The sequence below is a fragment of the Streptomyces sp. NPDC051567 genome (assembly GCF_044454165.1).
GTDB lineage: Bacteria > Actinomycetota > Actinomycetes > Streptomycetales > Streptomycetaceae > Streptomyces.
On sequence record NZ_JBITDK010000010.1, the window covers coordinates 19,548 to 40,690 of the forward strand.

General features: G+C 71.8%; 23 protein-coding genes and 1 pseudogene. 19 read left to right on the forward strand and 5 right to left on the reverse strand.

From position 1 onward, the window contains the following. The first annotated feature begins 140 nt into the window (after positions 1–140). Together ACIA5F_RS13900 and ACIA5F_RS13905 are read left to right on the forward strand one after the other, a co-directional pair. On the forward strand, positions 141–1,097 hold the full coding sequence (locus tag ACIA5F_RS13900) for an EamA family transporter (RefSeq protein WP_399352409.1): 957 nt from the start codon (positions 141–143) through the stop codon (positions 1,095–1,097). Positions 1,098–1,116: 19 nt separating this feature from the next. Beyond that, positions 1,117–1,326, forward strand: a pseudogene (locus ACIA5F_RS13905) (hypothetical protein); the annotation flags it as partial. On the opposite strand, the gene ACIA5F_RS13910 reads toward ACIA5F_RS13905, so the two are convergent. Further along, complete coding sequence (locus ACIA5F_RS13910) at positions 1,308–2,000, reverse strand: pyridoxamine 5'-phosphate oxidase family protein (protein WP_399352411.1); 693 nt, start codon at positions 1,998–2,000, stop codon at positions 1,308–1,310. The pseudogene ACIA5F_RS13905 and the gene ACIA5F_RS13910 sit on opposite strands and share 19 nt — an antisense overlap. Before the next feature lie 35 nt (positions 2,001–2,035). Here ACIA5F_RS13910 and ACIA5F_RS13915 point away from each other — a divergent pair, with 35 nt between their 5' ends. Then, entirely contained in the window at positions 2,036–3,367 is a 1,332-nt protein-coding gene (locus tag ACIA5F_RS13915) for an aminotransferase class I/II-fold pyridoxal phosphate-dependent enzyme (RefSeq protein ID WP_399352413.1), read from the forward strand. Positions 3,368–3,435: 68 nt separating this feature from the next. Here ACIA5F_RS13915 and ACIA5F_RS13920 read toward each other — a convergent pair whose 3' ends face one another. Beyond that, positions 3,436–4,413: a DMT family transporter gene (locus ACIA5F_RS13920; protein ID WP_399352415.1), complete on the reverse strand. Its 978-nt coding sequence runs from the start codon at positions 4,411–4,413 to the stop codon at positions 3,436–3,438. A gap of 74 nt (positions 4,414–4,487) precedes the next feature. Here ACIA5F_RS13920 and ACIA5F_RS13925 point away from each other — a divergent pair, with 74 nt between their 5' ends. Then, positions 4,488–5,387: a LysR substrate-binding domain-containing protein gene (locus ACIA5F_RS13925; protein WP_399352417.1), complete on the forward strand. Its 900-nt coding sequence runs from the start codon at positions 4,488–4,490 to the stop codon at positions 5,385–5,387. A 102-nt stretch (positions 5,388–5,489) separates the two neighbouring features. Here ACIA5F_RS13925 and ACIA5F_RS13930 read toward each other — a convergent pair whose 3' ends face one another. Further along, positions 5,490–5,957, reverse strand: a complete 468-nt coding sequence (locus tag ACIA5F_RS13930) for a pyridoxamine 5'-phosphate oxidase family protein (protein WP_399352419.1) — start codon at positions 5,955–5,957, stop codon at positions 5,490–5,492. A 79-nt stretch (positions 5,958–6,036) separates the two neighbouring features. Between ACIA5F_RS13930 and ACIA5F_RS13935 the strand changes: the two genes are divergently transcribed. The 15 genes from ACIA5F_RS13935 (at position 6,037) to ACIA5F_RS14005 (ending at position 19,687) form a co-directional block, all read left to right on the forward strand. Next, positions 6,037–6,651 (forward strand): cysteine hydrolase family protein, encoded by a 615-nt coding sequence (locus tag ACIA5F_RS13935; RefSeq protein ID WP_399352421.1) that lies wholly within the window; start codon positions 6,037–6,039, stop codon positions 6,649–6,651. Between the two features lie 503 nt (positions 6,652–7,154). Then, a complete protein-coding gene (locus tag ACIA5F_RS13940; RefSeq protein ID WP_399352730.1) occupies positions 7,155–8,066 on the forward strand; it encodes a heme A synthase in 912 nt (303 codons plus the stop codon). A 172-nt stretch (positions 8,067–8,238) separates the two neighbouring features. Then, positions 8,239–8,361: a lasso RiPP family leader peptide-containing protein gene (locus ACIA5F_RS13945; RefSeq protein ID WP_399352423.1), complete on the forward strand. Its 123-nt coding sequence runs from the start codon at positions 8,239–8,241 to the stop codon at positions 8,359–8,361. Positions 8,362–8,481: 120 nt separating this feature from the next. Next, complete coding sequence (locus ACIA5F_RS13950) at positions 8,482–10,278, forward strand: asparagine synthase-related protein (RefSeq protein ID WP_399352425.1); 1,797 nt, start codon at positions 8,482–8,484, stop codon at positions 10,276–10,278. After that, entirely contained in the window at positions 10,275–10,526 is a 252-nt protein-coding gene (locus tag ACIA5F_RS13955) for a lasso peptide biosynthesis PqqD family chaperone (RefSeq protein ID WP_399352427.1), read from the forward strand. Before ACIA5F_RS13950 ends, ACIA5F_RS13955 begins: the two co-directional genes overlap by 4 nt. A 1-nt stretch (position 10,527) precedes the next feature. Beyond that, on the forward strand, positions 10,528–10,989 hold the full coding sequence (locus ACIA5F_RS13960) for a lasso peptide biosynthesis B2 protein (protein ID WP_399352429.1): 462 nt from the start codon (positions 10,528–10,530) through the stop codon (positions 10,987–10,989). A gap of 14 nt (positions 10,990–11,003) precedes the next feature. Then, on the forward strand, positions 11,004–11,906 hold the full coding sequence (locus tag ACIA5F_RS13965; RefSeq protein ID WP_399352431.1) for a phytanoyl-CoA dioxygenase family protein: 903 nt from the start codon (positions 11,004–11,006) through the stop codon (positions 11,904–11,906). After that, entirely contained in the window at positions 11,903–13,006 is a 1,104-nt protein-coding gene (locus ACIA5F_RS13970) for a tryptophan dimethylallyltransferase family protein (RefSeq protein WP_399352433.1), read from the forward strand. Before ACIA5F_RS13965 ends, ACIA5F_RS13970 begins: the two co-directional genes overlap by 4 nt. A gap of 527 nt (positions 13,007–13,533) precedes the next feature. Continuing rightward, the gene (locus ACIA5F_RS13975) at positions 13,534–14,373 is read left to right on the forward strand and encodes a HipA family kinase (RefSeq protein ID WP_399352434.1); all 840 of its coding nucleotides are present in this window, start codon (positions 13,534–13,536) and stop codon (positions 14,371–14,373) included. Beyond that, entirely contained in the window at positions 14,370–14,753 is a 384-nt protein-coding gene (locus ACIA5F_RS13980) for a DUF3037 domain-containing protein (RefSeq protein ID WP_399352436.1), read from the forward strand. Before ACIA5F_RS13975 ends, ACIA5F_RS13980 begins: the two co-directional genes overlap by 4 nt. A 241-nt stretch (positions 14,754–14,994) precedes the next feature. After that, positions 14,995–15,756 carry a 3-oxoacyl-ACP reductase FabG gene (fabG, locus tag ACIA5F_RS13985; protein WP_399352438.1) on the forward strand — a complete coding sequence of 254 codons (762 nt, stop codon included), beginning with the start codon at positions 14,995–14,997 and terminating at the stop codon, positions 15,754–15,756. Positions 15,757–15,775: 19 nt separating this feature from the next. Further along, positions 15,776–16,537 (forward strand): SDR family oxidoreductase, encoded by a 762-nt coding sequence (locus ACIA5F_RS13990; RefSeq protein ID WP_399352440.1) that lies wholly within the window; start codon positions 15,776–15,778, stop codon positions 16,535–16,537. Positions 16,538–16,689: 152 nt separating this feature from the next. Next, positions 16,690–18,273, forward strand: a complete 1,584-nt coding sequence (locus tag ACIA5F_RS13995) for an ABC transporter substrate-binding protein (RefSeq protein WP_399352442.1) — start codon at positions 16,690–16,692, stop codon at positions 18,271–18,273. Between the two features lie 131 nt (positions 18,274–18,404). Continuing rightward, the gene (locus ACIA5F_RS14000; RefSeq protein ID WP_399352444.1) at positions 18,405–19,082 is read left to right on the forward strand and encodes a uracil-DNA glycosylase; all 678 of its coding nucleotides are present in this window, start codon (positions 18,405–18,407) and stop codon (positions 19,080–19,082) included. A 95-nt stretch (positions 19,083–19,177) separates the two neighbouring features. Beyond that, positions 19,178–19,687 carry a hypothetical protein gene (locus ACIA5F_RS14005; RefSeq protein WP_399352732.1) on the forward strand — a complete coding sequence of 170 codons (510 nt, stop codon included), beginning with the start codon at positions 19,178–19,180 and terminating at the stop codon, positions 19,685–19,687. A gap of 174 nt (positions 19,688–19,861) precedes the next feature. Here the strand turns inward: ACIA5F_RS14005 and ACIA5F_RS14010 are convergent, their stop codons facing one another. Continuing rightward, on the reverse strand, positions 19,862–20,365 hold the full coding sequence (locus ACIA5F_RS14010; RefSeq protein WP_399352446.1) for a hypothetical protein: 504 nt from the start codon (positions 20,363–20,365) through the stop codon (positions 19,862–19,864). 219 nt (positions 20,366–20,584) lie between these two features. Beyond that, complete coding sequence (locus ACIA5F_RS14015) at positions 20,585–21,109, reverse strand: DinB family protein (RefSeq protein WP_399352448.1); 525 nt, start codon at positions 21,107–21,109, stop codon at positions 20,585–20,587. Positions 21,110–21,143: the final 34 nt, after the last annotated feature.

Consider the following 21,143-nt stretch of genomic DNA (forward strand, 5'->3'; position numbering starts at 1 on the left):
TGGAACGCGGCCCCGGCGGGCGCGCGTTCCGTACTGACGCCCGGTCAGATGTCGCGGGCCGGACAGGGTGCGGTCTCGGGTGCGTATCAACAGGTGCAAAACCCGTGACGGTACTGACGAGTCCCTGTCATGATGATCCGATGCAAGCGTCAAGGAGACCTGCCGGACTGGGGCTCGCCCTGGTCTCGGCGTTCGCGTTCGGTGGTTCCGGTGTGGCGGCGAAGCCGCTGATCGAGGCGGGTCTGGACCCGCTCCACATGGTCTGGCTCAGGGTGGCCGGGGCGGCGCTCGTGCTCTCCCCGCCGGCCTGGCGCCACCGTGGCCTGCTGCGCCGCAGGCCCGCCCTGATCGCGGGGTTCGGCCTCGTCGCCGTCGCGGGCGTACAGGCCTTCTACTTCGCCTCCCTGTCCCGGATTCCGGTCGGCGTGGCCCTGCTGCTGGAGTACCTGGGCCCGGCGCTGCTGCTCGGCTGGATCCGCTTCGTCCAGCGCAAGCCCGTGACCCGGGCCGCCGCCGCCGGGGCCGCGGTGGCCGTCGTGGGACTCGCCTGCGTGGTCGAGATTTGGTCCGGGATCGCGCTGGACCCGCTCGGGGTGCTGCTCGGTCTCGCCGCCGCCTGCTGCCAGGCGTTCTACTTCGTCTTCGCGGACCGGGGCGCCGACGGGGACGACGCGCCGGACCCGGTCGGGGTGATCGCGTACGGCATGCTCGTCGGCACCCTGGTGATGACGGTGATCGCCCGGCCCTGGGAGATGGAGTGGCGGGTGCTGGGCGGCGAGGCCGCGCTGGCCGGTACGACGGTGCCCGCGCCGGTGCTGCTCGGCTGGGTGGTGCTGATCGCGACCGTCTTCGCCTACCTGACCGGGGTGGTCTCCGTGCGCAGGCTCTCGCCGCAGGTGGCGGGCGTGGTGGCCTGCCTGGAGGCGGTCATCGCCACCGCGCTCGCCTGGGTGCTGCTCGGCGAGCACCTCTCGGGCTGGCAGATCACCGGGGGAGCCCTGGTCCTGGGCGGCGCCTTCATCGCGCAGTCCGCCCGCCCGGCCCCGCCGGCCGCCGTGGACCCGCCCGGACCGGCCCGGGAGACGGCGAACGCCTGACCGGCCACCGCCGGTTGACGCGACCGTCTCCGTGATCATGCTGATCGAGCCGGTGAGCGCGGCGGTGGTCGCCGTCCTGCTGCTCGGGAAGGGGCTGACGGGCGCCGTGGTGCTGGGCGCCGCCCTGTTGCTGACGGCGGTGGGGGCGCTGATCGTGGCGGAGGCCCGCCGCCCGGCGGGCGGACCGGTGGTGCGGTCCGCCGCCGGGGCTCAGAGCGCGGCGAGGTAGTCCGGTACCGCGGTCCCGGGGGCCAGGTCCGCGGCGGGCACGGGGGTCCCGTACGCCGGTGCGACCGGGACCACGCCCGACCAGTAGGGCAGGTCCAGGTCCTCGGGGTCGTCGTTCGGCCCGCCGGTGCGGAGCTTCGCGCAGACCTCGGTCAGGTCCAGCCGGATCACCGCCGTGGCGGCGAGTTCCCGGGCGTCGGCGGGCCGGGAGTCGGCGGAGCGGCCGGGCACGACGTGGTCGACCAGGGCGTTCAGGGCCGTACGGCACTCCGCCTCGTCGGTCACCTGGTGGGCGGTGCCGTGCACCATCACCGAGCGGTAGTTGAGCGAGTGGTGGAAGGCCGAGCGGGCCAGGACCAGCCCGTCCACATGGGTCACGGTCACGCAGACGGGCAGCCCCGGGTCGGTCCGTCCGGCGGCGAGCAGCGGGCGGGAGCCGGTGGAGCCGTGGAGGTAGAGCGCGTCCCCGACCCGGGCGAAGAGGGTGGGCAGGACCACCGGGGCGCCGTCCCGGACGAAGCCGAGGTGGCAGACGTACGCCTGGTCGAGTATCGCGTGCACCGTCGCGCGGTCGTAGCGGGCGCGCTCGCGGGAGCGGCTGGGGACGGTGCGGTCGGTGGGCGCGTAGGCGTCGGGCGCCGTCGCCCCGGCCTCCGGGGCCGTCTCGGTCGTCATGGCGGACTCCCTTGTACTAGTGCATACTTGGCTTTGTGCTAGGAGACTATCGGATCACAGGGCGCCGCGCATCGGACATCGCCGCGAGCGTCGAAGCGGGTGTGGGGACGGGCGCGCTGGCGCCGGGCGCCCCCCTGCCGCCGCTGCGGGAACTGGCCGCGGCCCTGGGCGTGAACCCCAACACGGTCGCCGCCGCCTACCGCACGCTGCGCGAACGCGGGGTCATCGAGACCGACGGGCGGCGCGGCAGCCGGGTCCGGGCCCGCCCGTCGAGCACCCCCCGGGACGCCCTGGGACCGGCGGTGCCGCAGGGCGTACGGGACCTCGCGTCGGGCAATCCGGACCTCTCGCTGCTCCCCGCGCTGGACGGGGCGCTCGCCGCGGCGGCCCGGCGGTACGGGCGGGCGCCGACCCTGTACGGGCAGGACCCGGTCGCCCCGGAGCTGGCGCGGCTGGCCCGCGCGGGCTTCGACGCGGACGGGGTCCCGGCCGGACCGGTCGCGGTGACCTCGGGCGCGCTCGACGGGATCGAGCGGGTCCTGGCCGCGCACCTGCGGCCGGGGGACGCGGTGGCGGTCGAGGACCCGGGATGGGGGAGCGTCCTGGACCTGGTCCCCGCGCTGGGCCTGCGGGTGCTGCCGGTGGCCGTGGACGACGACGGGCCGGTGGCCGGGGCGGTGGAACGGGCGCTGGCGCAGGGGGCGCGGGCCCTGCTGGTGACCTCGCGGGCGCAGAACCCGACCGGCGCCGCGGTCGGCGCGGAGCGGGCCCGGGAGCTGCGGGCGGTCCTGGCGGCCCACCCCGGGGTGCTGGTGATCGACGACGACCACGGCCACGGCATCGTCGACCTGCCGCTCTTCCCGCTGGGCGGGGTCACCCGGCACTGGGCACTGGTCCGCTCCACGGCCAAGGCGTACGGGCCGGACCTGCGGCTGGCCGTGCTCACCGGGGACACGGTGACGCTGGACCGGGTGCGCGGACGCCAGCTCCTGGGCCCGGGATGGGTGAGCCGGCTCCTCCAGTACACGGCGGTGGAGCTGTGGAGCACGGACGCGGTGGACCGGGCGGCGGTGGCGCGCTCCTACGGGGAGCGGCGCCAGGCACTGGTCGCGGCGTTGCGGGAGCGGGGGGTGCGGGCGCACGGGCGGAGCGGGATGAACGTCTGGGTGCCGGTCGCCGACGAGACGGGCGTGGTGACGAGGCTGCTGGCCGCCGGGTGGGCGGTGGCGGCCGGGGCCCGGTTCCGGGTGGAGGCGGCGGCGGGGGTGCGGGTGACGGTCTCACCGCTGGCCGTGGCGGAGGCGGCGGGGCTCGCGGACGCGATCGCCGCGGCCGTGCGGCCCGCCGGGGGCGGCCGGACCGGCTGACCCGGCGGCCCTGCCGGGCCCACGCCGTCCCGCCGTTGTCGCCGTCGCCGCCCGTCCCGGCGCCCGGCTCAGCCGGTGGTGCGGGCCGGGGTCCTGCGGGGGCCGGGCCGGGCCTGGGTGAGGGCGGCGCCCGCCAGGACGATCGCGGCGCCGACCGGGGTGTTCCAGTGGAGCTCCTCGCCGAGGGCCAGGACGCCCGCCGTGGTGGCGATGACCGGGATGAAGTAGGTGACCATCTGGGCGGTGGTCGGGCCGACCTCCGCCACCAGGCCGTACTGCATCTGCAGGGCCATGCCCGTGCCGAGCGCCCCCAGGGCGATCACCGCGAGCGTGGGCCAGAGCGGAAAGGCGGCCGGGGCCGTCGTGAACAGGGCGCTGACCAGCGTGAGCTGGAGCGTGGAGACCAGGAGCTGGGCCCCGGTCAGGGCCACCGGCGAGCCCGGGACGGAAGCCAGCGTGCGGCGTACGTAGATCCAGCCGACCGGGTAGCAGAGCGAGGCGAGCAGGGCGAGCGCGGTGCCCCGGGGGTCGATGCCCGAGAAGCCCTGCCAGGCGCCGAGGACGGTGAGGGCCCCGAGGAAACCGAGGCCCAGACCCGCGAAGCGGCGCCGGGTGGGGCGGTCCTCGGAGAGGGCGACCAGCGACAGGGCCATGCCCCACAGCGGGGAGGTGGCGTTGCAGATCCCGGCGAGGCCGGAGGGGATGGTCAGCTCCGCGTAGGCGAAGAGCGAGAAGGGGGCGGTGTTGAGCAGGACCGCCGCCACCGAGAGGTGACCCCAGGTGCGCAGCCCCCGGGGGAGCGGTTCGCGGCGGACCAGCAGCACGGTCAGGAGGGCGAGCGCGCCGAACAGGACCCGGCCCAGGGCGACCTGGAACGGCGCGTACGCCTCCGTACCCACCTTGATCAGGAGAAAGCTGAAACCCCAGACCACCGCGAGGACCGCGAAGCGGACGCGCCAGTCCAGCCGGCTGCCCCGGACGGCCGTCGTGGGCGAGGGGGCGGGGGAGGGCGGCAGGGTCGTCCGAGGGGCGGTGGGTGTGCTCATGAGGATCACTGTGCGTGCAGTGACATCGTAGGACAAGCGAGAATTCATGGACATCACGTCGTAGCATCGCTTACATGTTGAACCTGGACCGCCTGCGCACCCTCGACGCCCTCGCCCGCCACGGCTCGGTCAGCGGCGCCGCGGACGGGCTGCACGTCACCACCTCCGCCGTCTCCCAGCAGATGGCCAAGCTGGAGCGCGAGATCGGCCAGCCGCTGCTGGCCAGGAACGGGCGCGGGGTCCGGCTCACGGACGCCGGACGGCTGCTCGCCGACCACGCGGCCCGGATCATCTCCCAGGTGGAGCACGCCCAGGCCGATGTGGAGGCCCAGCGGGGCCGTGCCGTGGGCGAGCTGCGGGTCGGGGCCTTCCCGACCGCCATGCGCGGGCTGCTGCCGCAGGCGCTGACCGCCCTGCGCGCCGACCACCCGGACCTGCGGGTGCTCGTCCGCGAGAAGGAGCCCGAGGAGTCCATGGCGGCGGTCGTGCGCGGGGACCTCGACCTGGCCGTGGCCATCGACTGGCACAACAAGCGGATGCCGGTCCCCGCCGAACTGGCCCGGACGCACCTGCTCGACGACTCCGTCGACATCGCGGTACCGGCCGGTCACCCCCTCGCCGCCCGCCCGCAGGTCACCCTGGCGGAGTTCGCCGACGAGGAGTGGATCTCCTGGAACGAAGGCCAGTTCTGCCACGAATGGCTCGTGTTCACCCTGCGCGGCACCGGTACGGAGCCGCGCGTCACGCACATCGCCGAGGAGCACCACACCCAGCTCGCCTTCGTGGAGGCCGGGCTGGGCGTGTGCGTCGCGCCCCGGCTCGGCCGCGGACCGGTACCGCCGGGCGTACGGCTGCTGCCCGTGTGCGACACCGTACGCCGCCACGTGTACGTCGTCCGGCGCGAGGACGCCGGGCTGCGGCCCTCGGTCCGGGCCGCCGTCGAAGCCCTCCGGGAGGCCGCGGCCCGGCTGTAGGCCGGGGGCCCGGCCGCCGCCCCGCCTTCCGGCTTCCCGGTCCCGGTCCCGACCCCGACCATGGCCCCCGGCCCGGTCGGGCGGCCCGGCCGGCCCGGCCGGTCAGTTCGCGTTCAGCTTGCGGAAGTCCCAGGAGACCACCGCGTCCGGGGTCAGGCGTATCCAGGCGTGCCGGCCGTCGTGCGGCATCCGGTCGACACCGAAGTTCTTGGCCGGGAAGAGACGTTCGGGCTCCGCCAGCTCCGGACACGGCAGACCCGTGCGCGGGGCCTCGCCCACGAACACCGCCGAACCCGACAGCTCGACCCCGCGCAGTTCGCCGTAGGACTCGCCCGCGTCCACGACCACCGAGAGCCGCGGGTCCGCGCGCAGATCGGCCCAGCGGCGGCTGCGCGTGATCGAGTACAGCCACAGCGAACCGCCGTCCCAGACGAACCACAGGGCGCCGACGTGCGGACGCCCGTCCGGGGAGACCGTCGCGACCCGGCAGGTGCGCTGCTCGCGGAGGAAGGCGTCCACCTCCCCGGCGGTCATCATCACGCGGCGCCCTCGTAGCTGGTTCCCGTCCATCGGCCCTCCTGGTCCCCTTCACATCCGACGGTGTGCCAGGAATCATGGGGGCTCTTCCGTCGCCACACCAGGGGGAGCCGTGCCGGACCTCGATCCCGCCACCACCGCGCTGCTCACCGTCGAATGCCAGAACGGCGTCGTCGGCGAGGAGGGCGCACTGCCCGAACTCGCCGCGGAAGCCCGGGGCTCCGGGATGCTCGGCCGGGTCGCCGCCCTGGTCGACGCCGCGCACGGAGCCGGTGTCCAGGTGGTGCACGCGGTCGCCGAGCGTCGCCCGGACGGGGTCGGGGCCAACTCCAACGCCCGGCTCTTCCGGGCCGCCGGGCGACTGCCCGTGCGCCAGCTCGCCGGGAGCCTGGCGGTCGAGGTCGCCGCCCCGATCGTGGTGGCCGGGCGGGACCTGGTGGTCCGCAGGCTGCACGGCCTGTCGCCGATGGCCGGCACCGGCCTGGACGCCCTGCTGCGCAACCTCGGCGTCCGCACCCTCGTCGTCACCGGGGTCTCCTCCAACATCGCGATCCCGAACACCGTCTTCGACGCCGTCAACCTCGGCTACCGGGTCGTCGTCCCCGCCGACGCCATCGCCGGGGTCCCCGCCGCCTACACCGCCGAGGTGGTCCGCCACTCCCTCGCCCTGGTCGCGGACATCACCACGACCGAGGTGCTGCTCAAGGAATGGGCCCCGCCGCGCTGACCCCGTCGGCACAGAGTCGGCCGGTAAGCGATGCAGGACCCCTGCCTCCTCGGCGGTGATCCGGATGGACGGGGGTGTGTCCGCCCCGGCGGTCGTTGTGGGCCGGGCCGTCCGGACGCATTCGTCGGCGCGGTCGCCGAAGAACAGCGTCACCGCGGGCTCGGTCGCCGCGCGGACGGTCACGTCGGCCTGGCTGTCGCCCCGTAGACCCACTCCCGGCCGCCGCACCCGCCCCGGCGCGCCCACGGTGGACCCGAGTCGTCGGCCGACAGGCCTGCGAATCCACGGTTTGCTGTCGTCGGGGGAGCGTTTCATCCGGGTGTCGGAGGCCTTGTGACGCCCCCTCAGACCGGGGTGAACCTGCGGCGTACGCTAGGGGTTCCGTGCTACGGCGCGTAGAAGTGACATAAGGAAGGCTGATCGTGCGAACTCCCCTCTCATGGCTTGCCGGCAGGTACTCGCTCGAAGCGAGAAGTGTCGGACTGGCCGCATCGGGTTCGGTCGTGGCAAGTATCGCGATCATCGTGACCGGCGGAATTGTCCGTGTCACCGGCTCTGGCCTCGGCTGCACTGATTGGCCCATGTGCACGGGAGAGACCCTGGCCCCCACTGCGGAGATGGGGATTCATGGAGTAATCGAATTCGGTAACAGGCTCCTTACCGGGGTGTTGTGTGCGGTGGTGGGCTGGGTCATCATCACCGCACGGCTCCAGGAGAAGCCGATGCCCTCAGTGCTGCGCGGCGCCTGGGCGCAGTTCTGGATCGTCGTGCTGAACGCGGTCGTCGGCGGGGTCACCGTGTGGATGCGGCTGAGCCCGTACATCGTCGCCGCGCATTTCATCGCCGCCACGCTGTTGCTCACCGCCGCTGTGTACACCTGGCACGCGGCGTACACCGGCGCCGACGACGGAAGGGCCGCGCCGTCCCCGGCCGCCCCGGGGCTGTCCGCGCGGTGCCGGTCGTTGTCGGTGGCCCTGGTCTCGGTGACGGCCCTGCTGGTCGTCGTGGGGACTCTCGCCACCGGTACCGGGCCGCACGCCGGTGACTCCTCCGATGTGCCACGCATGCCCTTCAACTGGACGGCCGTGACGGTCGTCCACGGTGTGCTGGCCGCAGTGGTCCTGGTCCTGGCCTGCTGCCTGCTGGCCTCGCTTCCCAAGGGGGGCTCCGGCGCCGCGCGCCGCAAGACGGCGGTGTTCCTCGCCGTGCTCCTGGCCCAGGGCGGCGTGGGACTGGTGCAGTCGCTGACGGGCCTGCCTTCGCTCGCCGTCATCCTCCATCTGCTGGGGTCGGCGCTCGTGTGGGTCGGTGTACTACAGGTGCATCTCACGGTCAAGAAGCACGACTTCGGACAATCGATTCCACGTGGCAGCACACCGCTGCCCGGCGCGCAGATCGATGTGGCACACATCTGACCAGGGAGTCCCGGCGCGCCCGCCGCGTACACGCTTATCGGAGTTCGGTATTCCGGCCCCTTTCGACTATGATTTCCGGCCACGATGGGCGCCGGTACCGGAAAATGTTCTCGTAATTTCTCGCCTCCTCTTGCCAGGTTGAAGATCAATCGAGCGGAAGGAGGTGAAGGAAATGACTGACCACGAGGTTGTCGAGTACGAGGCGCCCGAAATGCTGCCGATCGGCGAGTTCTCTGAGCTCACGATGTGGTACGGCTGGGCCAGCAATGACGGTGAGGGTACGGCGATCATCTAATCGCCGTGCGCAAGTTCTGTTGGCTAGGGGGAATCCTTGGGTGCGTCATGGTTCATCGCTTTCCCGGAGAACGTCGATGACGCATTTCCGGGTAACACCGGACCAGCGGAGAACATCGCAATGCTGACCTATGCATCGGGCCGGAAATGGGTGGTCGCAGACCGATCCCACTCCCGCCTGGTTGCCGCGGAAGCAGGCGTCAGACGCCTCGCACTGTTCGGTGAGACGAAAACCGACGCGGGGTGTCTGGCCCGCCTGTTGGCACTGCACGACGAAGCCGCTGACCTGATGGCAGCCGCGCACGAGATCGCGGGCAGCTTCCACATCCTTTACACCGACGGCCGCTCTTCCTACGTCCAGGGGAGCGCGTCGGGCTTGCGTCAGGTGTTCTACGCCCGGTGCCAGGACGGCACCTACGTGGCATCCGACTCGGCCGAGCCTCTGGCCCGGCTGACCAGGGCCGCCCCGCGCATCGAGATGGTCGCCTGGGGGATGCTGCATCCGGGATTCGACTACGGGCTGACGAGCGGCACCTACTGGCAGGATGTCCACCGACTCCCTGCTGACCAGCGGATGCGTATGACTGCAGACCGGGTCGAGTTCAGTACCTGGTGGCGTCCCCCGGCACCGGATCTGTCGGTCTCCGAGGGCGCGCCGAAGGTGCGGGCCGCGCTGGAAGAGGCGGTCGCCGTCCGGGTCGCCACGGCCGGCGGCCTGTCGGCGGACCTGTCCGGCGGCATGGACTCGACCTCCCTCTGCTTCATCCTGGCCGGACAGGGCGCCCGGTTCCAGTCCTTCGTCGAGCAGACCGTCGACCCCAACCACGACGACGCCCACTGGGCAGCCATCGCTGCCGAGGAGATCGGCCGGCCCCTGACCGTGCTCGGCCCCGAGGACGTCCCCGGCCCCTACGACGGCATCTGGGAGCCCGGTCACGGGCTGGTCCAAGAGGTCCCGTACGGACTCGGCGAGCCGTACGGCCTGATCCGCAACCGGGCGCGGAAGACCGCGATGTCCAGGATCTTCGTGGCCACCGGGTCCGATGTGCACATCAGCGGATTCGGTGGAGACGAACTGTTCACGATCGCACCGTCGTACTTCAGCGACCTCTACGCGAGGGCACCCTTCCGGGCTGTCCGGGGCATCCGCGATCTCGCTCGGCTGCGCCGCTGGAGCCTGCCGTCCGTCCTGCGCGCGCTTGCCCGGCAGCAGACGTACCAGGGTTGGTTCGAGGAGCAGGTGCGTGGCCTGCACCTGCCCCGGCCGGATGCCCTGGGTCCCAGCCTGAACTGGGGCCCGCACCTGCATGTGACACCTTGGTCGACACCGGCCGCCGTCGAGGCCGTCCGCTCGGTCGCCGGTGCCGACGGCGCCGCACGTACCCCACAGGCGGCGACGCGTTCGGTACACACCAGCATCGCCGGACACCGGATCGGAGGACAACGACTCGGTCCGCTGCGCGCACTGATGGAGCACCAGGGAATCTCGTTGTCGCTGCCGTACATGGATGACGCGGTACTCCGGGCCGCCCTGGCGGTCTCGCGCGCCGAGGCGCTGCCAGGCACCGGATTCAAACCAGTGTTGAAAGCCGCGATGCGGGTGGGTGCGGCCCCGGGCACATCGTCGAGCGCGCTCTCCCGCTCGACCAAGGGCGAGTTCAGCATGTCGGTGCACCGTGGGCTGGCGCGCAACCGCCGGGCACTGCTCGGTCTGTTCGAGGACTCGCTGCTCGCCGAGCACGGCCTGGTGGACATCGACCGGCTGCGCGCCACACTGCGGGACACGATGCGCCCCGAGTACGAGACCAACGCCCTGGAACCGACCATCGCCGCCGAAGCATGGTTGCAGGCCGTCGCAGCGGCCCCGGCACCGTTGCCGGAACGACTCTTCACGAACCGACGACTGGGCTCCCCATGATGAAGATCTCCCCCCACGTTGTGCTCACCAAGAGCGAGGACGCGGCGGTCCTGCTGGAAAAGAAGTCCGGCACGTACTTCCGGATCAACCCGATCGGCACGGCAGTGTTCGAGATGCTTGCCGCCGGCCGGACGCAGGTAGAGATCGTGAGCGAGCTGTGCTCACGCCACCCGGCGGCGGCCGACCGGATACCCGGCGATGTCGCGAAGCTGATCGACACCATGCGGCGCGCGAAGGTACTGGTCTGAGATGACGCTGCCCATGACCCTGGAGCCGCGGACCCGGTTGCCGCTGCGCCGCAGGCCCCTGCCGATGCTGGCGGTCGCGGCCAGCCGGTTCCTGATCCAGCTGAGCCCGCACACGATGGAGCGGCTGCTGCGGCGCCTCAGCACCGGCGCACGCCCGGCCACCCACGCCGAGGCCCTGGCCGCACGCAGCGATGTCGTCTCCGTCAGCCGCCGCGCCGCAGGCCCGTACTGCCTGGAACGATCGATCGCCGCGGCACTGCTGGCCCGGATGCGCGGCAGTTGGCCCGACTGGGTCTCCGGCATCAGCCTGATGCCCTTCGCCGCGCATGCCTGGATCGAGGTCGGCGGGAAGGCGGTCGGCGAGAGCATGCGACTGGGCGCCTTCCAGAAGAACATCGTCATCTCCCCCGCCCCGCACACGGTGCGGAGCTGCGGGCGACAGGACCATCCCTCCAAGAGCTGAGACGGACGACGATCATGGACACCAAGCGCATAGCGCGGCAACTGGCGAGCCAGGGGTACGCCCTGGTACCCGGTTTCGTGACGGGCGAGGCCCTCACCGAGGCGCAGGCCGCGATCGACACGTACTTCCCCGACCCCGAGGCGAGCGGGAACACGCCCGAGGAGGTCAACGCACTCAAGCACGCGGTTCCGTTTCCGTTCACCAGCAACGCCCTGAACCGGCACGCGCTGGACACCCGCGTCATCGACGTGGTCGAGGAACTGCTGGGTACCTCAGACCTGCGGTTGACGAGCTCCTTCATCCAGGCCAAGTACGGCACGGCATACGGGGAGAGCCAGGACCAGACCCTGCACAACGACGCCTGGGCGGCCAGCAGCCTGCTGCACCCGCGCGCGGACGGCGTCTACCAGCGCGTGTACGGCATTCTCTACTTGACCGACGTGACCGTGGACACCGCACCCACCTACGTCGTGGACCGCGCCGCACACCTCGGGGTACCGCTGCTGACCGAATCGGGCAAGGGTTCCTACGACAAGGCGGACTACCCCGAGCTGTATGAGCGGGAGCAGCCCGTGGAGGCCGAAGCCGGTTCGCTCCTGCTGTTCGTCGGCGACATCGTCCACCGTGGCTCGGCCTACAACGAGCGGCTCGGACGACGGCTCGCGATGTTCTTCAACATGCACGGCGCACAGGCCCGGTGGACGGACAAGCACCTGTGGTCGCTGCGGCCGGCACATCCGAACTGGGGCACCTTCCACGAGTTGATGGTCGGACTGGAACCGCGCCAGCGGCATCTGCTGGGCTTCCCGCCGCCCGGGGACGACTACTGGACCGAGGAGACGGTCGGGCACCTGGAACGGATGTACCCGGGGATCGACGTCAAGCTCTACCGGCCATCGACAGCAGCCGCATCGTGACGGCGGAGCACCCGGGGTACACGGGACTGGCCGTCGACGGGCTGCGCTACCTGGGAGAGGTACTGGGGCTGGGGGACGGCTTCGACGCGGCGGCCGGGGAGTGCGTCGGGACGCTGTTCGGAGGGTGGGGCCACCGGGTCTCCCGGGACACCGGCGGGCCCGGGACCAGGCAGGATGCCGTCTCCACCGCCCCATTCGAGTACTCGCTGGTGCTCGACGGGGACCGTGTCGACGTCCGGATCTTCTTCCGGCCGCTCGCCCCGCGCGCCCCCACCTCGGCGCTCGGGAGCTGGGACTGCGGCTGGCAGACACTGGCCGAGCTGGAACGCCGGGGTGTGGCCCGACTGGAGCGGGCCAGGGAGATCGCTGGTCTGTTCCAGCCGCGCAGTGAGCAGGCAGCGTTCGGGATGTGTCTGGCGGCTTCGGTCCGAGCCTCAGGAGTCGCAAGCCCCAAACTGTACTTCGATACTCTGGCAGCGGGCACTGAGCGCAGCCGGGAGATTGTCGGAGCGGCCCTGGACCAGCTCGGCCAGGGCGGAACGTGGACCTGGCTACGGCGCCACGACCCCCAAGGCATGGCTCACCTGATGCCGGCCTTCTTCGCGCTCGACCTCGACGATTCGCCGAACGCCCGGATCAAGTTCTATACGACGGTCGCCGAACGCTCCACCGCCGAACTAGAGTCACGCCTGACGCCGTTGAGCCGTACCGCGGGGAGTGCCGCAGCAAGCCTCGTGGCGGACCTGGCACCGGAGGGCTCGGAGGCGCTCGTCGTGCCGGGGGTACGGCCGACGCTGTGTTGGAGCATGACCTCACGTGACGAAGCGCGGCCGGACGATGCCACGCTGTACCTTCCGTTCCATCTGTACGCACCAGAGCTGCGGGACGTGGTGAACCACCTGGGCAGGGTCCTGACACCGGGGCTTCAGGCACGCGTCGGTCGGCTGGTCCGAGACCATGCTGCTGCCGTGGAAGGGCGGGCGAACCCGTTCCATTGGGTGGCAGCGAGGCTCGCCCATGGCAGGCGGGCGCTCACCCTGTACGTGTCGGCGGCGGCAGTGGAGGCGGCGCGGACGGCTCATGCCCTGTCGCGGTGCTGACAGGTCTGGTGCGAGCACGATGAATTCGTCGCCCCGTGCACGGCTGATCTGAGATGCGCGGCCCCATTCAGCCAACGCGGCTTGGAGCCGGACCACGACCTCATGGAGCGCGTCGTCCCCAGCGGTCCGCCTGCAGAGTGTGCCGTACGCCTTGAAACCGCCGAGTCCGAAGCGCAGGACCAGGGTGGACCGCCCCTTCGCCGGGAGTCCCTTGTGCCGGTGCACTTGGGACGGGTGGGGACTGAGGCCGTCCGCAGTGGCCGTGGGGCCTGCGGAGGGTGTGTTCCGCCTCCCCGTGGTCGCGCAGTCGTCGGTCCAGCCCGGAGCCCAGTTCCGATTCCGCCAGGAGTCCGGGTATTGATCATGGCTATGACATAGGAGACTCCTGGCCTGCCCGTGGTTCGATTTCTGTCATTGCCGGACCCGGCGCCGTCGCGCCCCATGAAGCCTGGTGGGGCGTGACGATCACGAGGCCTGCTCCGGCGGGCGAGCCCTCGACACTCGCCGGGCCCCGTTAATCTGGGCGGATGTTGTCCGAAGTGATCGCGACCCGCTATGTCACGCCCTTGCGTGAGGGCGGCTCGCTCCCGGGAATCGTCGAGGCCGACGACCTCGGGACCTACGTCATGAAATTCACCGGAGCCGGCCAGGGGCGCAAGACCCTGGTCGCCGAAGTCGTCTGCGGGCGCCTCGCCCAGCGGCTGGGCCTGCGGGTCCCGCGGCTGGTGCAGATGCAGCTCGACCCCGTCATCGGGCTCGGCGAACCCGACCAGGAGGTGCAGGAACTCCTCAAGGCCAGCGGCGGGCTGAACCTCGGGATGGACTACCTGCCCGGCTCGATCGGCTTCGACCCGCTCGCCTACCAGGTGGACCCGGCCGAGGCGGGCCGCGTGGTCTGGTTCGACGCCCTGATCAACAACGTCGACCGGTCCTGGCGCAACCCGAACATGCTGGTCTGGCACGGCGACCTCTGGCTCATCGACCACGGCGCCACCATGATCTGGCACCACAACTGGCCCACCGCCCAGGCCGCCGCCGCCAAGCCCTACAACGCCTCCGACCACGTCCTGGCCCCCGTCGGGCCCGACATCGCCTCGGCCGCCGCCGCCCTCGCGCCCCTGGTCACCGAGGAACTGCTCACCGAGGTCACCGCCGACGTCCCCGACGAATGGCTGGTGGACGAGCCCGGCTTCGACTCCACCGACGCCCTGCGCCGCGCCTACGTGGAGACCCTGCTGCCGCGCGCGGCCACGATCCACGAACGGATCTCGACGGAGGCCGTGGTCACCCCCCGCTCCGGTCCGCCCGGCTGGCTCGCCGAACGCCTTGCCCCCCTGCCCCACCCCGAGAAGAGCGGCGACGAGTGACCGAGCGGGACGTGTTCGAATACGCGCTGGTGCGCGTGGTGCCCCGGATGGAACGCGGTGAGTGCTTCAACGCGGGCGTGATCGTCTACTGCCGGGCGCACTCCTACGTCGCCGCGCGCACCCACCTCGACGAGGCCAAGCTCCTCGCCCTGGACCCCGGGGCCGACGTGGCCGGGGTACGGGCCGCCCTGCGCGGGGTCGAGGGGGTGTGCTCCGGCGGTGAGCGGGCCGGCCAGGCGGCGGGCGACGACCCGGGCCGCCGGTTCCGCTGGCTGATCGCCCCGCGCAGCACCGTGGTCCAGCCGGGCCCGGTCCACACGGGTCTGACGGCCGACCCGGCGGCGGAGCTGGACCGCCTGCTGGGCATCTTGGTCCACTGACCCGTCCCGCCCCGAACCCGTGTGGGCGAGCGAGCGGGAAGCGTGCCCGCGCCCACCTGTTCCGGGGGTTCTCGCCCGGCCCCGTCCGGCCTGCGGGCGAGCGCCCCGGAGGAGAACCGGGCCCCCGGGAAGGACAGCCCGTTGACAGGGGTTGCCGGGGCTCCTAGCGTCTCCTCGACTGAAGCTACTAAGCGGTTGCTCACCTCTGGGCGGCCGTCTCTCAAGGGCGAGGAGAACCAGCATGTCCACCACCGAGCAGCGCGTCGCGATCGTGACCGGGGCGGCCCGGGGCATCGGCGCGGCCACCGCCGTGCGCCTGGCCGCCGAGGGCCGGGCGGTCGCCGTTCTCGACCTCGACGAGGCGGCGTGCGGGGACACCGTGGAGGCGATCGCGGCGGCGGGCGGCAAGGCCCTGGCGGTCGGCTGCGACGTCTCCGACAGCGCGCGGGTGGAGGCGGCCGTCGAGCGGGTCGCGCAGGAACTGGGCGCGCCCACCGTCCTGGTCAACAACGCGGGCGTGCTCCGCGACAACCTGCTCTTCAAGATGAGCGACACCGACTGGGACACGGTCATGAACGTGCACCTGCGGGGTGCCTTCCTGATGTCGAGGGCCTGTCAGAAGCACATGGTGGCGGCCCGGTTCGGCCGGATCGTCAACCTCTCCAGCAGTTCGGCGCTGGGCAACCGCGGCCAGGCCAACTACGCCGCCGCCAAGGCCGGTCTCCAGGGCTTCACCAAGACCCTGGCCATCGAGCTCGGGAAGTTCGGCGTCACCGCCAACGCCGTAGCCCCCGGCTTCATCGTCACCGAGATGACCGCCGCCACGGCGGCCCGCGTCGGCATGGACTTCGCGGAGTTCCAGGCCGCCGCCGCCACCCAGATCCCGGTACAGCGCGTGGGCCGTCCGGAGGACGTCGCCGGAGCCATCGCCTTCTTCACCGGCGAGGCCGCCGGCTTCGTCTCGGGCCAGGTCCTGTACGTGGCCGGCGGCCCGCTCAGCTGACGAAGGGCAGGCGTACGCGATGACGTACAGCGGTATCGACAGCGGCAGGACCGCGCTGGTCACCGGGGCGAGCCGGGGCATCGGCTACGGCATCGCCGAAGCGTTCGTGGCCCGGGGGGACCGGGTCTGCATCACCGGGCGCAACGAGGAGGCCCTCAAGGGGGCCGTGGACCGGCTCGGTGCGGACCGGGTGATCGGCGTCGCGGGCAAGGCGCACGACGAGGCCCACCAGGCGGTCGCCGTCGGGCGTGCGATGGAGGTCTTCGGCCGCCTCGACTTCCTGGTGAACAACGCCGGCACCAATCCGGTCCTCGGGCCGATCGCCGATCTGGACCTCGGCGTCGCCCGGAAGGTCTTCGAGACCAACGTGATCTCCGCCCTCGGGTTCGCGCAGCGGACCTGGCACGCCTGGCAGAAGGAGAACGGCGGCGCGATCGTGAACATCGCCTCCATCGCCGGGGTCTCGGCCTCGCCCTTCATCGGGGCGTACGGCATCAGCAAGGCCGCCATGATCAACCTCACCCTCCAGCTCGCCCACGAGATGGCGCCCGGGGTCCGGGTCAACGCGATCGCCCCCGCGGTGGTCAGGACGAGGTTCGCGCAGGGCCTCTACGAGGGCCGCGAGCAGGAGGTCGTGGCGGCCTATCCGCTCGGCCGGCTCGGGGTTCCGGAGGACATCGGAGGGGCCGCCGCCTTTCTCACATCTGCACAAGCGGAATGGGTCACGGGGCAGACCCTGGTGGTAGACGGGGGGATGTTCCTGAATTCCGGAGTGCATTGACCGATAGTCGGACGCATTTGTCTCTTTAAGGGAGGCAAATGCGCAACGAATATGCATGGAACCGGTCAAGTGCCCCACGAAACCTGCCCATTGGATTTGTGGGGCACTGCGGTAGGGTCTGCCGCACCCCTGGCTGATCGAGGAGCGTGCACGTGTTCAACCGGACCAGATGCCTGCAGGTCACTGCGGTCCTTGCGTCCATATCCCTGCTCGCCGGATGCGGACTGCTCTCGGACGGGGACGGCGAGAAGGCGAAGAGGATCGTCGTCGGCACGACGAGCGCACCGAGCAGCCTCGATCCCGCGGAGGCGTGGGACGGTTCCTGGGAGCTGTACCGGAACGTCTACCAGACCCTGCTGGCCTTCCCCACCGGCTCCAGCAAACCCCAGCCGGACGCCGCCCAGAGCTGCGAATTCACCGATTCCGTGAGCGAGTCCTACCGGTGCACCCTGCGCAAGGGCCTGAAATTCTCCAACGGTGAGGCGCTCGACTCCGCGGCCGTCAAACACTCCCTGGACCGGATCAAGGCCATCGGCTCCAAGGTCGGCCCCAAGGACCTCTTCGGCAGCCTGGACAAGATCGAGACCCCGGACCCGCTGACGGTCGTCTTCCACCTGAAGACGCCGGACGCCACCTTCCCGTACGTCCTCGGCTCACCCGCCGCCTCGCTGGTCGCCCCCAAGGCGTACCCGGCCGACAAGGTCCGCACCGACGGCAAGGTCACCGGTTCCGGCCCGTACACGCTCACCTCGTACAAGGCGCGCGCCGAGGCGGTCCTCGGCCGCAACCCGGGCTACACGGGCTTCGCGGACCGCCGCAACGACGGGGTGACCATCCGCTACTTCGCGGACTCGAAGCAGATGGTCACGGCGCTCAAGACCAAGGAGATCGACGCCACCTACCGCGGACTGTCGGCCGCGGAGGTCAAGGACCTCCAGAGCGGAGCCTCCCGCACCCTGGGCGTCCAGGTCGTGGAGAACGTCGGCGCCGAGATCCGCTACCTCGTCTTCAACCCCAAGGACCCGGCGGTCAACAAACTCCCGGTCCGCCAGGCCATCGCCCAGCTCGTCGACCGCGGTGCGCTCGTCTCCAAGGTCTACCAGGGGACCGCCGAACCGCTGTACTCGATGGTTCCCAAGGGCGTCGTCGGCCACAAGACCTCCTTCTACGACAAGTACGGCCACGCGGACGTCAACAAGGCCCGGAAGATCCTCAAGGACGGCGGCATCACCCAGCCGGTGGACCTCACCTTCTGGTACACCACCGACCGCTACGGAGCCTCCACCGCCGACGAGTTCACCGAGCTCAAGCGCCAGCTCGACGAGAGCGGGCTCTTCCGGGTCACCCTGCGCGGCCAGCCCTGGACGGTCTTCCAGGAGGGCTACAAGAACGGCGAGTACCCGGTCTTCGGCCGCGGCTGGTTCCCCGACTTCCCGGACCCGGACAACTTCGTCGCGCCGTTCGTGGGCAAGGAGAACGCGGTCGGCACCCCCTACGAGCCCACCGAGATCATCGACACCCTGCTGCCCAAGTCCCGCCGCGAGAGCGACCGCTCGGCGGGCAGCCGCGAGTTCGAGCGGGCACAGCAGATCTTCGCCGAGGACGTACGGCTGCTGCCGCTGTGGCAGGGCAAGCTGTACGTCGCCGCACGCGACGACATCGCGGGCGCCGAACGGGCGCTGGACCCGCAGACCGCCATGCAGATGTGGGAGCTGTACCGCAAGACCAGCTGGTGACACCGCAGGGCCGGGTGATGACCGTGGAACCGGCAGGTGAGCGGCGGTGGAGGGTGGGCGACCGGGCCGTTGTCAGTGGCCCCCGGTAGGTTCTGGAGCAGTCGCACGCACGTGTACCGGAGGTTTTCGCCGTGACCCAGATCCTGCCCGAGTCCTGGCTCCCCGTCCTCGCCGGAGAGCTGGAACAGCCTTACTTCGGCGAACTCGCCGAGTTCGTCGAGAAAGAACGGGCCAACGGGCCGGTCTACCCGCCCCGTGACCAGGTCTTCGCCGCCCTGGAGGCCACCCCCTTCGACCAGGTGAAGGTCCTGGTCCTCGGCCAGGACCCCTACCACGGCGCCGGCCAGGGCCACGGCCTGTGCTTCTCGGTGCGGCCCGGTGTCAGGACCCCGCCCTCGCTGCGCAACATCTACAAGGAGATGAAGGAGGAGCTCGGCCTCCCCGTCCCGGACAACGGTTACCTCATGCCCTGGGCCCAGCAGGGCGTCCTGCTGCTCAACGCGGTGCTCACGGTCCGCGAGGCCGAGCCCAACTCGCACAAGGGCAAGGGCTGGGAGAAGTTCACGGACGCGGTGATCCGCGCCGTGTCCGAACGCCCCGACCCGGCCGTCTTCGTCCTGTGGGGCGCCTACGCGCAGAAGAAGCTCCCGCTGATCGACGAGACGCGCCATGTGGTCGTCAAGGGCGCCCACCCCTCCCCGCTGTCGGCCAAGAAGTTCTTCGGCTCGCGGCCCTTCACCCAGATCGACGAGGCCGTCGCGGCGCAGGGCCATGAGCCGATCGACTGGCGGATTCCGGACCTGGGCTGACGCCCCACCGCGCCTCGGCGCCCCAGCCGGTGGCTCCGGTTAGCTTCGTGACGATCAGACCGGCGCAGGTCTGGCGGAGCAAGCCGGAGGCCGCGGTGACGGAGCAGCAGGAGGCGTCGGAGGACGCCGTCATGACCCGGATCGGCCAGGCGGTCATCCTGCTGCACGCGGGGGACCGCGAGGAGGCCCGCAACCGGCTCGGCGGGATCTGGTCCGAGATCGGCGAGGAGGGTGATCCCCTCCACCGCTGCACCCTCGCGCACTACATGGCCGACGCCCAGGACGATCCCGCCGACGAACTGGCCTGGGACCTGCGGGCCCTGACCGCCGCCGGGGAACCGGGGGACGGAGCGCGCCACCCGGAGCCGCATCCGGCCGTGCGGGTGTTCTACCCGTCCCTGCACCTCAGCCTGGCCGCCGACTACGTGAAACTGCGGCGGCCACAAGAGGCCCGGGTCCACCTGGCACGGGCCCGGGCGGCGGCCGGGGCCCTGCGGGACGACGGGTACGGCAACGGCGTCCGGGCCGCCATCGCCCGGCTGGAACATCGGCTGGCCACGGAACCGGCCGAAGGACCCCGGCCGTTCCCGGAACAGTCCCCCTGAGCGGTTCCCCGCGACCAGTTCCCGCGAGCCGGGCGCGGCCGGGGTCCGGCGGCGGCGCCCGTCCGGCCACCGCTCGGCCACCGCTCCGGGGGAACCCGCCCGGACGGTCCGGCGCGGACGTGCCCGTCGGGCCGCCGAGAGCTTCTCGGCCCCGGTCGTCCCGGCCGGGCGCCGTCAGCCGCCGTGGACGCCCGCGCAGATGCGGGCCTCCGGGCTGTCCGGATGCCACCGCCCGTGCTTGCGGCCCAGCGCGCACACGTCCGCCGGGCGCACCGGCAGCTCCCTGATCAGCTCGCGCGGCACCCCCGCGTCCGGCCGCTCGCGGTGCGGGCCGCCCCCCGCGCGCCCGGCGGGTCCCGGGGTGTCCGCAGGCCCGGTCCGCCCCTGGCCGCCGCCCTTGCCCTGAGCGGCGCCCGGCGCGGGCCGCCGGGCGGTGGGCGCGGGCACCGGGTGCGCGGACCCGTCCGGTACGGCCTCCAGCGCCTCCAGGGCGGGCGCCTGGACGGTCACCAGCGTGGTCCGCGGCCCGCCGCGCGGCTCGTGGTGCGGCGGGACCCCAGAGGTGGGGCCCGTCGGCGGGCGCACGGGGGCGGGGCTCACCTGGACGCAGCCGGAGACGGCCGAGACGGCGCAGGCGACCCCGAGCAGCAGCGTGGTCGTGGTTCGGGTGGGATGCACCCGTGCAACTCTGCTGTGCGGGCACCCCGTTGCGAAAACCCGGAGCCGGTATTGCCCCCGCACGGGTGACGGCACGGGGGGTGTCCGGCGGATCGGCCCTGACGGACGCGAGCACCCGGGGCCCGCGACACCCGCGCACCGGACCCGGTCCACCGGCCCGGCCCGGCCCGGACCCGAGCCGAATGTTCCGGACCCGAGCGGAACGGCCCGCTCCGGGGATCAGTCGCCCGTGGCGCCGTCGATCCGCTCCCGCAGCAGGTCCGCGTGGCCGTTGTGGCGCGCGTACTCCTCGATCATGTGGGTGTAGACCCAGCGCAGGCTGAACACCTTGCCCCGCCGGTGACTCCCGGGCTGCGACACCAGCTCCAGCGGGCGGCCCGCCGCGGCCTGCCGCGCCAGCTCGACCTCGGTCCGCCACACCTGCTCGGTCCCCGCCCAGCTCTCCGTCCCGCCGAGGTGGAAGTCCCCGTCCGGATCTTCTTCCGTGCAGTACAGGTCGGGCAGCTCCTCGCCCAGCATGATCTCCCGGAACCAGTACCGCTCCACCTCCGACATGTGCCGTACGAGGCCCAGCAGGCTCAGTTCGGAGGGAGCGAGCGGGGTGAGGCGCAGCTGTGCGTCCTGGAGCCCCTCGCACTTCCAGACGAGGGTGGCGCGGTGGTAGTCGAGCCAGCCGTCCAGCATCTCCCGCTCGTCGGCGGTGGTGGAGGGTTCGTCGCGATGTGATCCTGAGCTGATGGTCATGGTTGCCATCCTCGGCGAACCGGACCCCCGTCAC

Coding starts and splice junctions, on each gene's coding strand:
- ACIA5F_RS13900 (WP_399352409.1), top strand. CDS start 141: ATGCAAGCGTCAAGGAGACCTGCCGGACTGGGGCTCGCCCTGGTCTCG.
- ACIA5F_RS13910 (WP_399352411.1), bottom strand. CDS start 2,000: ATGACGACCGAGACGGCCCCGGAGGCCGGGGCGACGGCGCCCGACGCC.
- ACIA5F_RS13920 (WP_399352415.1), bottom strand. CDS start 4,413: ATGAGCACACCCACCGCCCCTCGGACGACCCTGCCGCCCTCCCCCGCC.
- ACIA5F_RS13925 (WP_399352417.1), top strand. CDS start 4,488: ATGTTGAACCTGGACCGCCTGCGCACCCTCGACGCCCTCGCCCGCCAC.
- ACIA5F_RS13930 (WP_399352419.1), bottom strand. CDS start 5,957: ATGGACGGGAACCAGCTACGAGGGCGCCGCGTGATGATGACCGCCGGG.
- ACIA5F_RS13945 (WP_399352423.1), top strand. CDS start 8,239: ATGACTGACCACGAGGTTGTCGAGTACGAGGCGCCCGAAATGCTGCCG.
- ACIA5F_RS13950 (WP_399352425.1), top strand. CDS start 8,482: ATGCTGACCTATGCATCGGGCCGGAAATGGGTGGTCGCAGACCGATCC.
- ACIA5F_RS13955 (WP_399352427.1), top strand. CDS start 10,275: ATGATGAAGATCTCCCCCCACGTTGTGCTCACCAAGAGCGAGGACGCG.
- ACIA5F_RS13960 (WP_399352429.1), top strand. CDS start 10,528: ATGACGCTGCCCATGACCCTGGAGCCGCGGACCCGGTTGCCGCTGCGC.
- ACIA5F_RS13965 (WP_399352431.1), top strand. CDS start 11,004: ATGGACACCAAGCGCATAGCGCGGCAACTGGCGAGCCAGGGGTACGCC.
- ACIA5F_RS13975 (WP_399352434.1), top strand. CDS start 13,534: ATGTTGTCCGAAGTGATCGCGACCCGCTATGTCACGCCCTTGCGTGAG.
- fabG (WP_399352438.1), top strand. CDS start 14,995: ATGTCCACCACCGAGCAGCGCGTCGCGATCGTGACCGGGGCGGCCCGG.
- ACIA5F_RS13990 (WP_399352440.1), top strand. CDS start 15,776: ATGACGTACAGCGGTATCGACAGCGGCAGGACCGCGCTGGTCACCGGG.
- ACIA5F_RS14015 (WP_399352448.1), bottom strand. CDS start 21,109: ATGACCATCAGCTCAGGATCACATCGCGACGAACCCTCCACCACCGCC.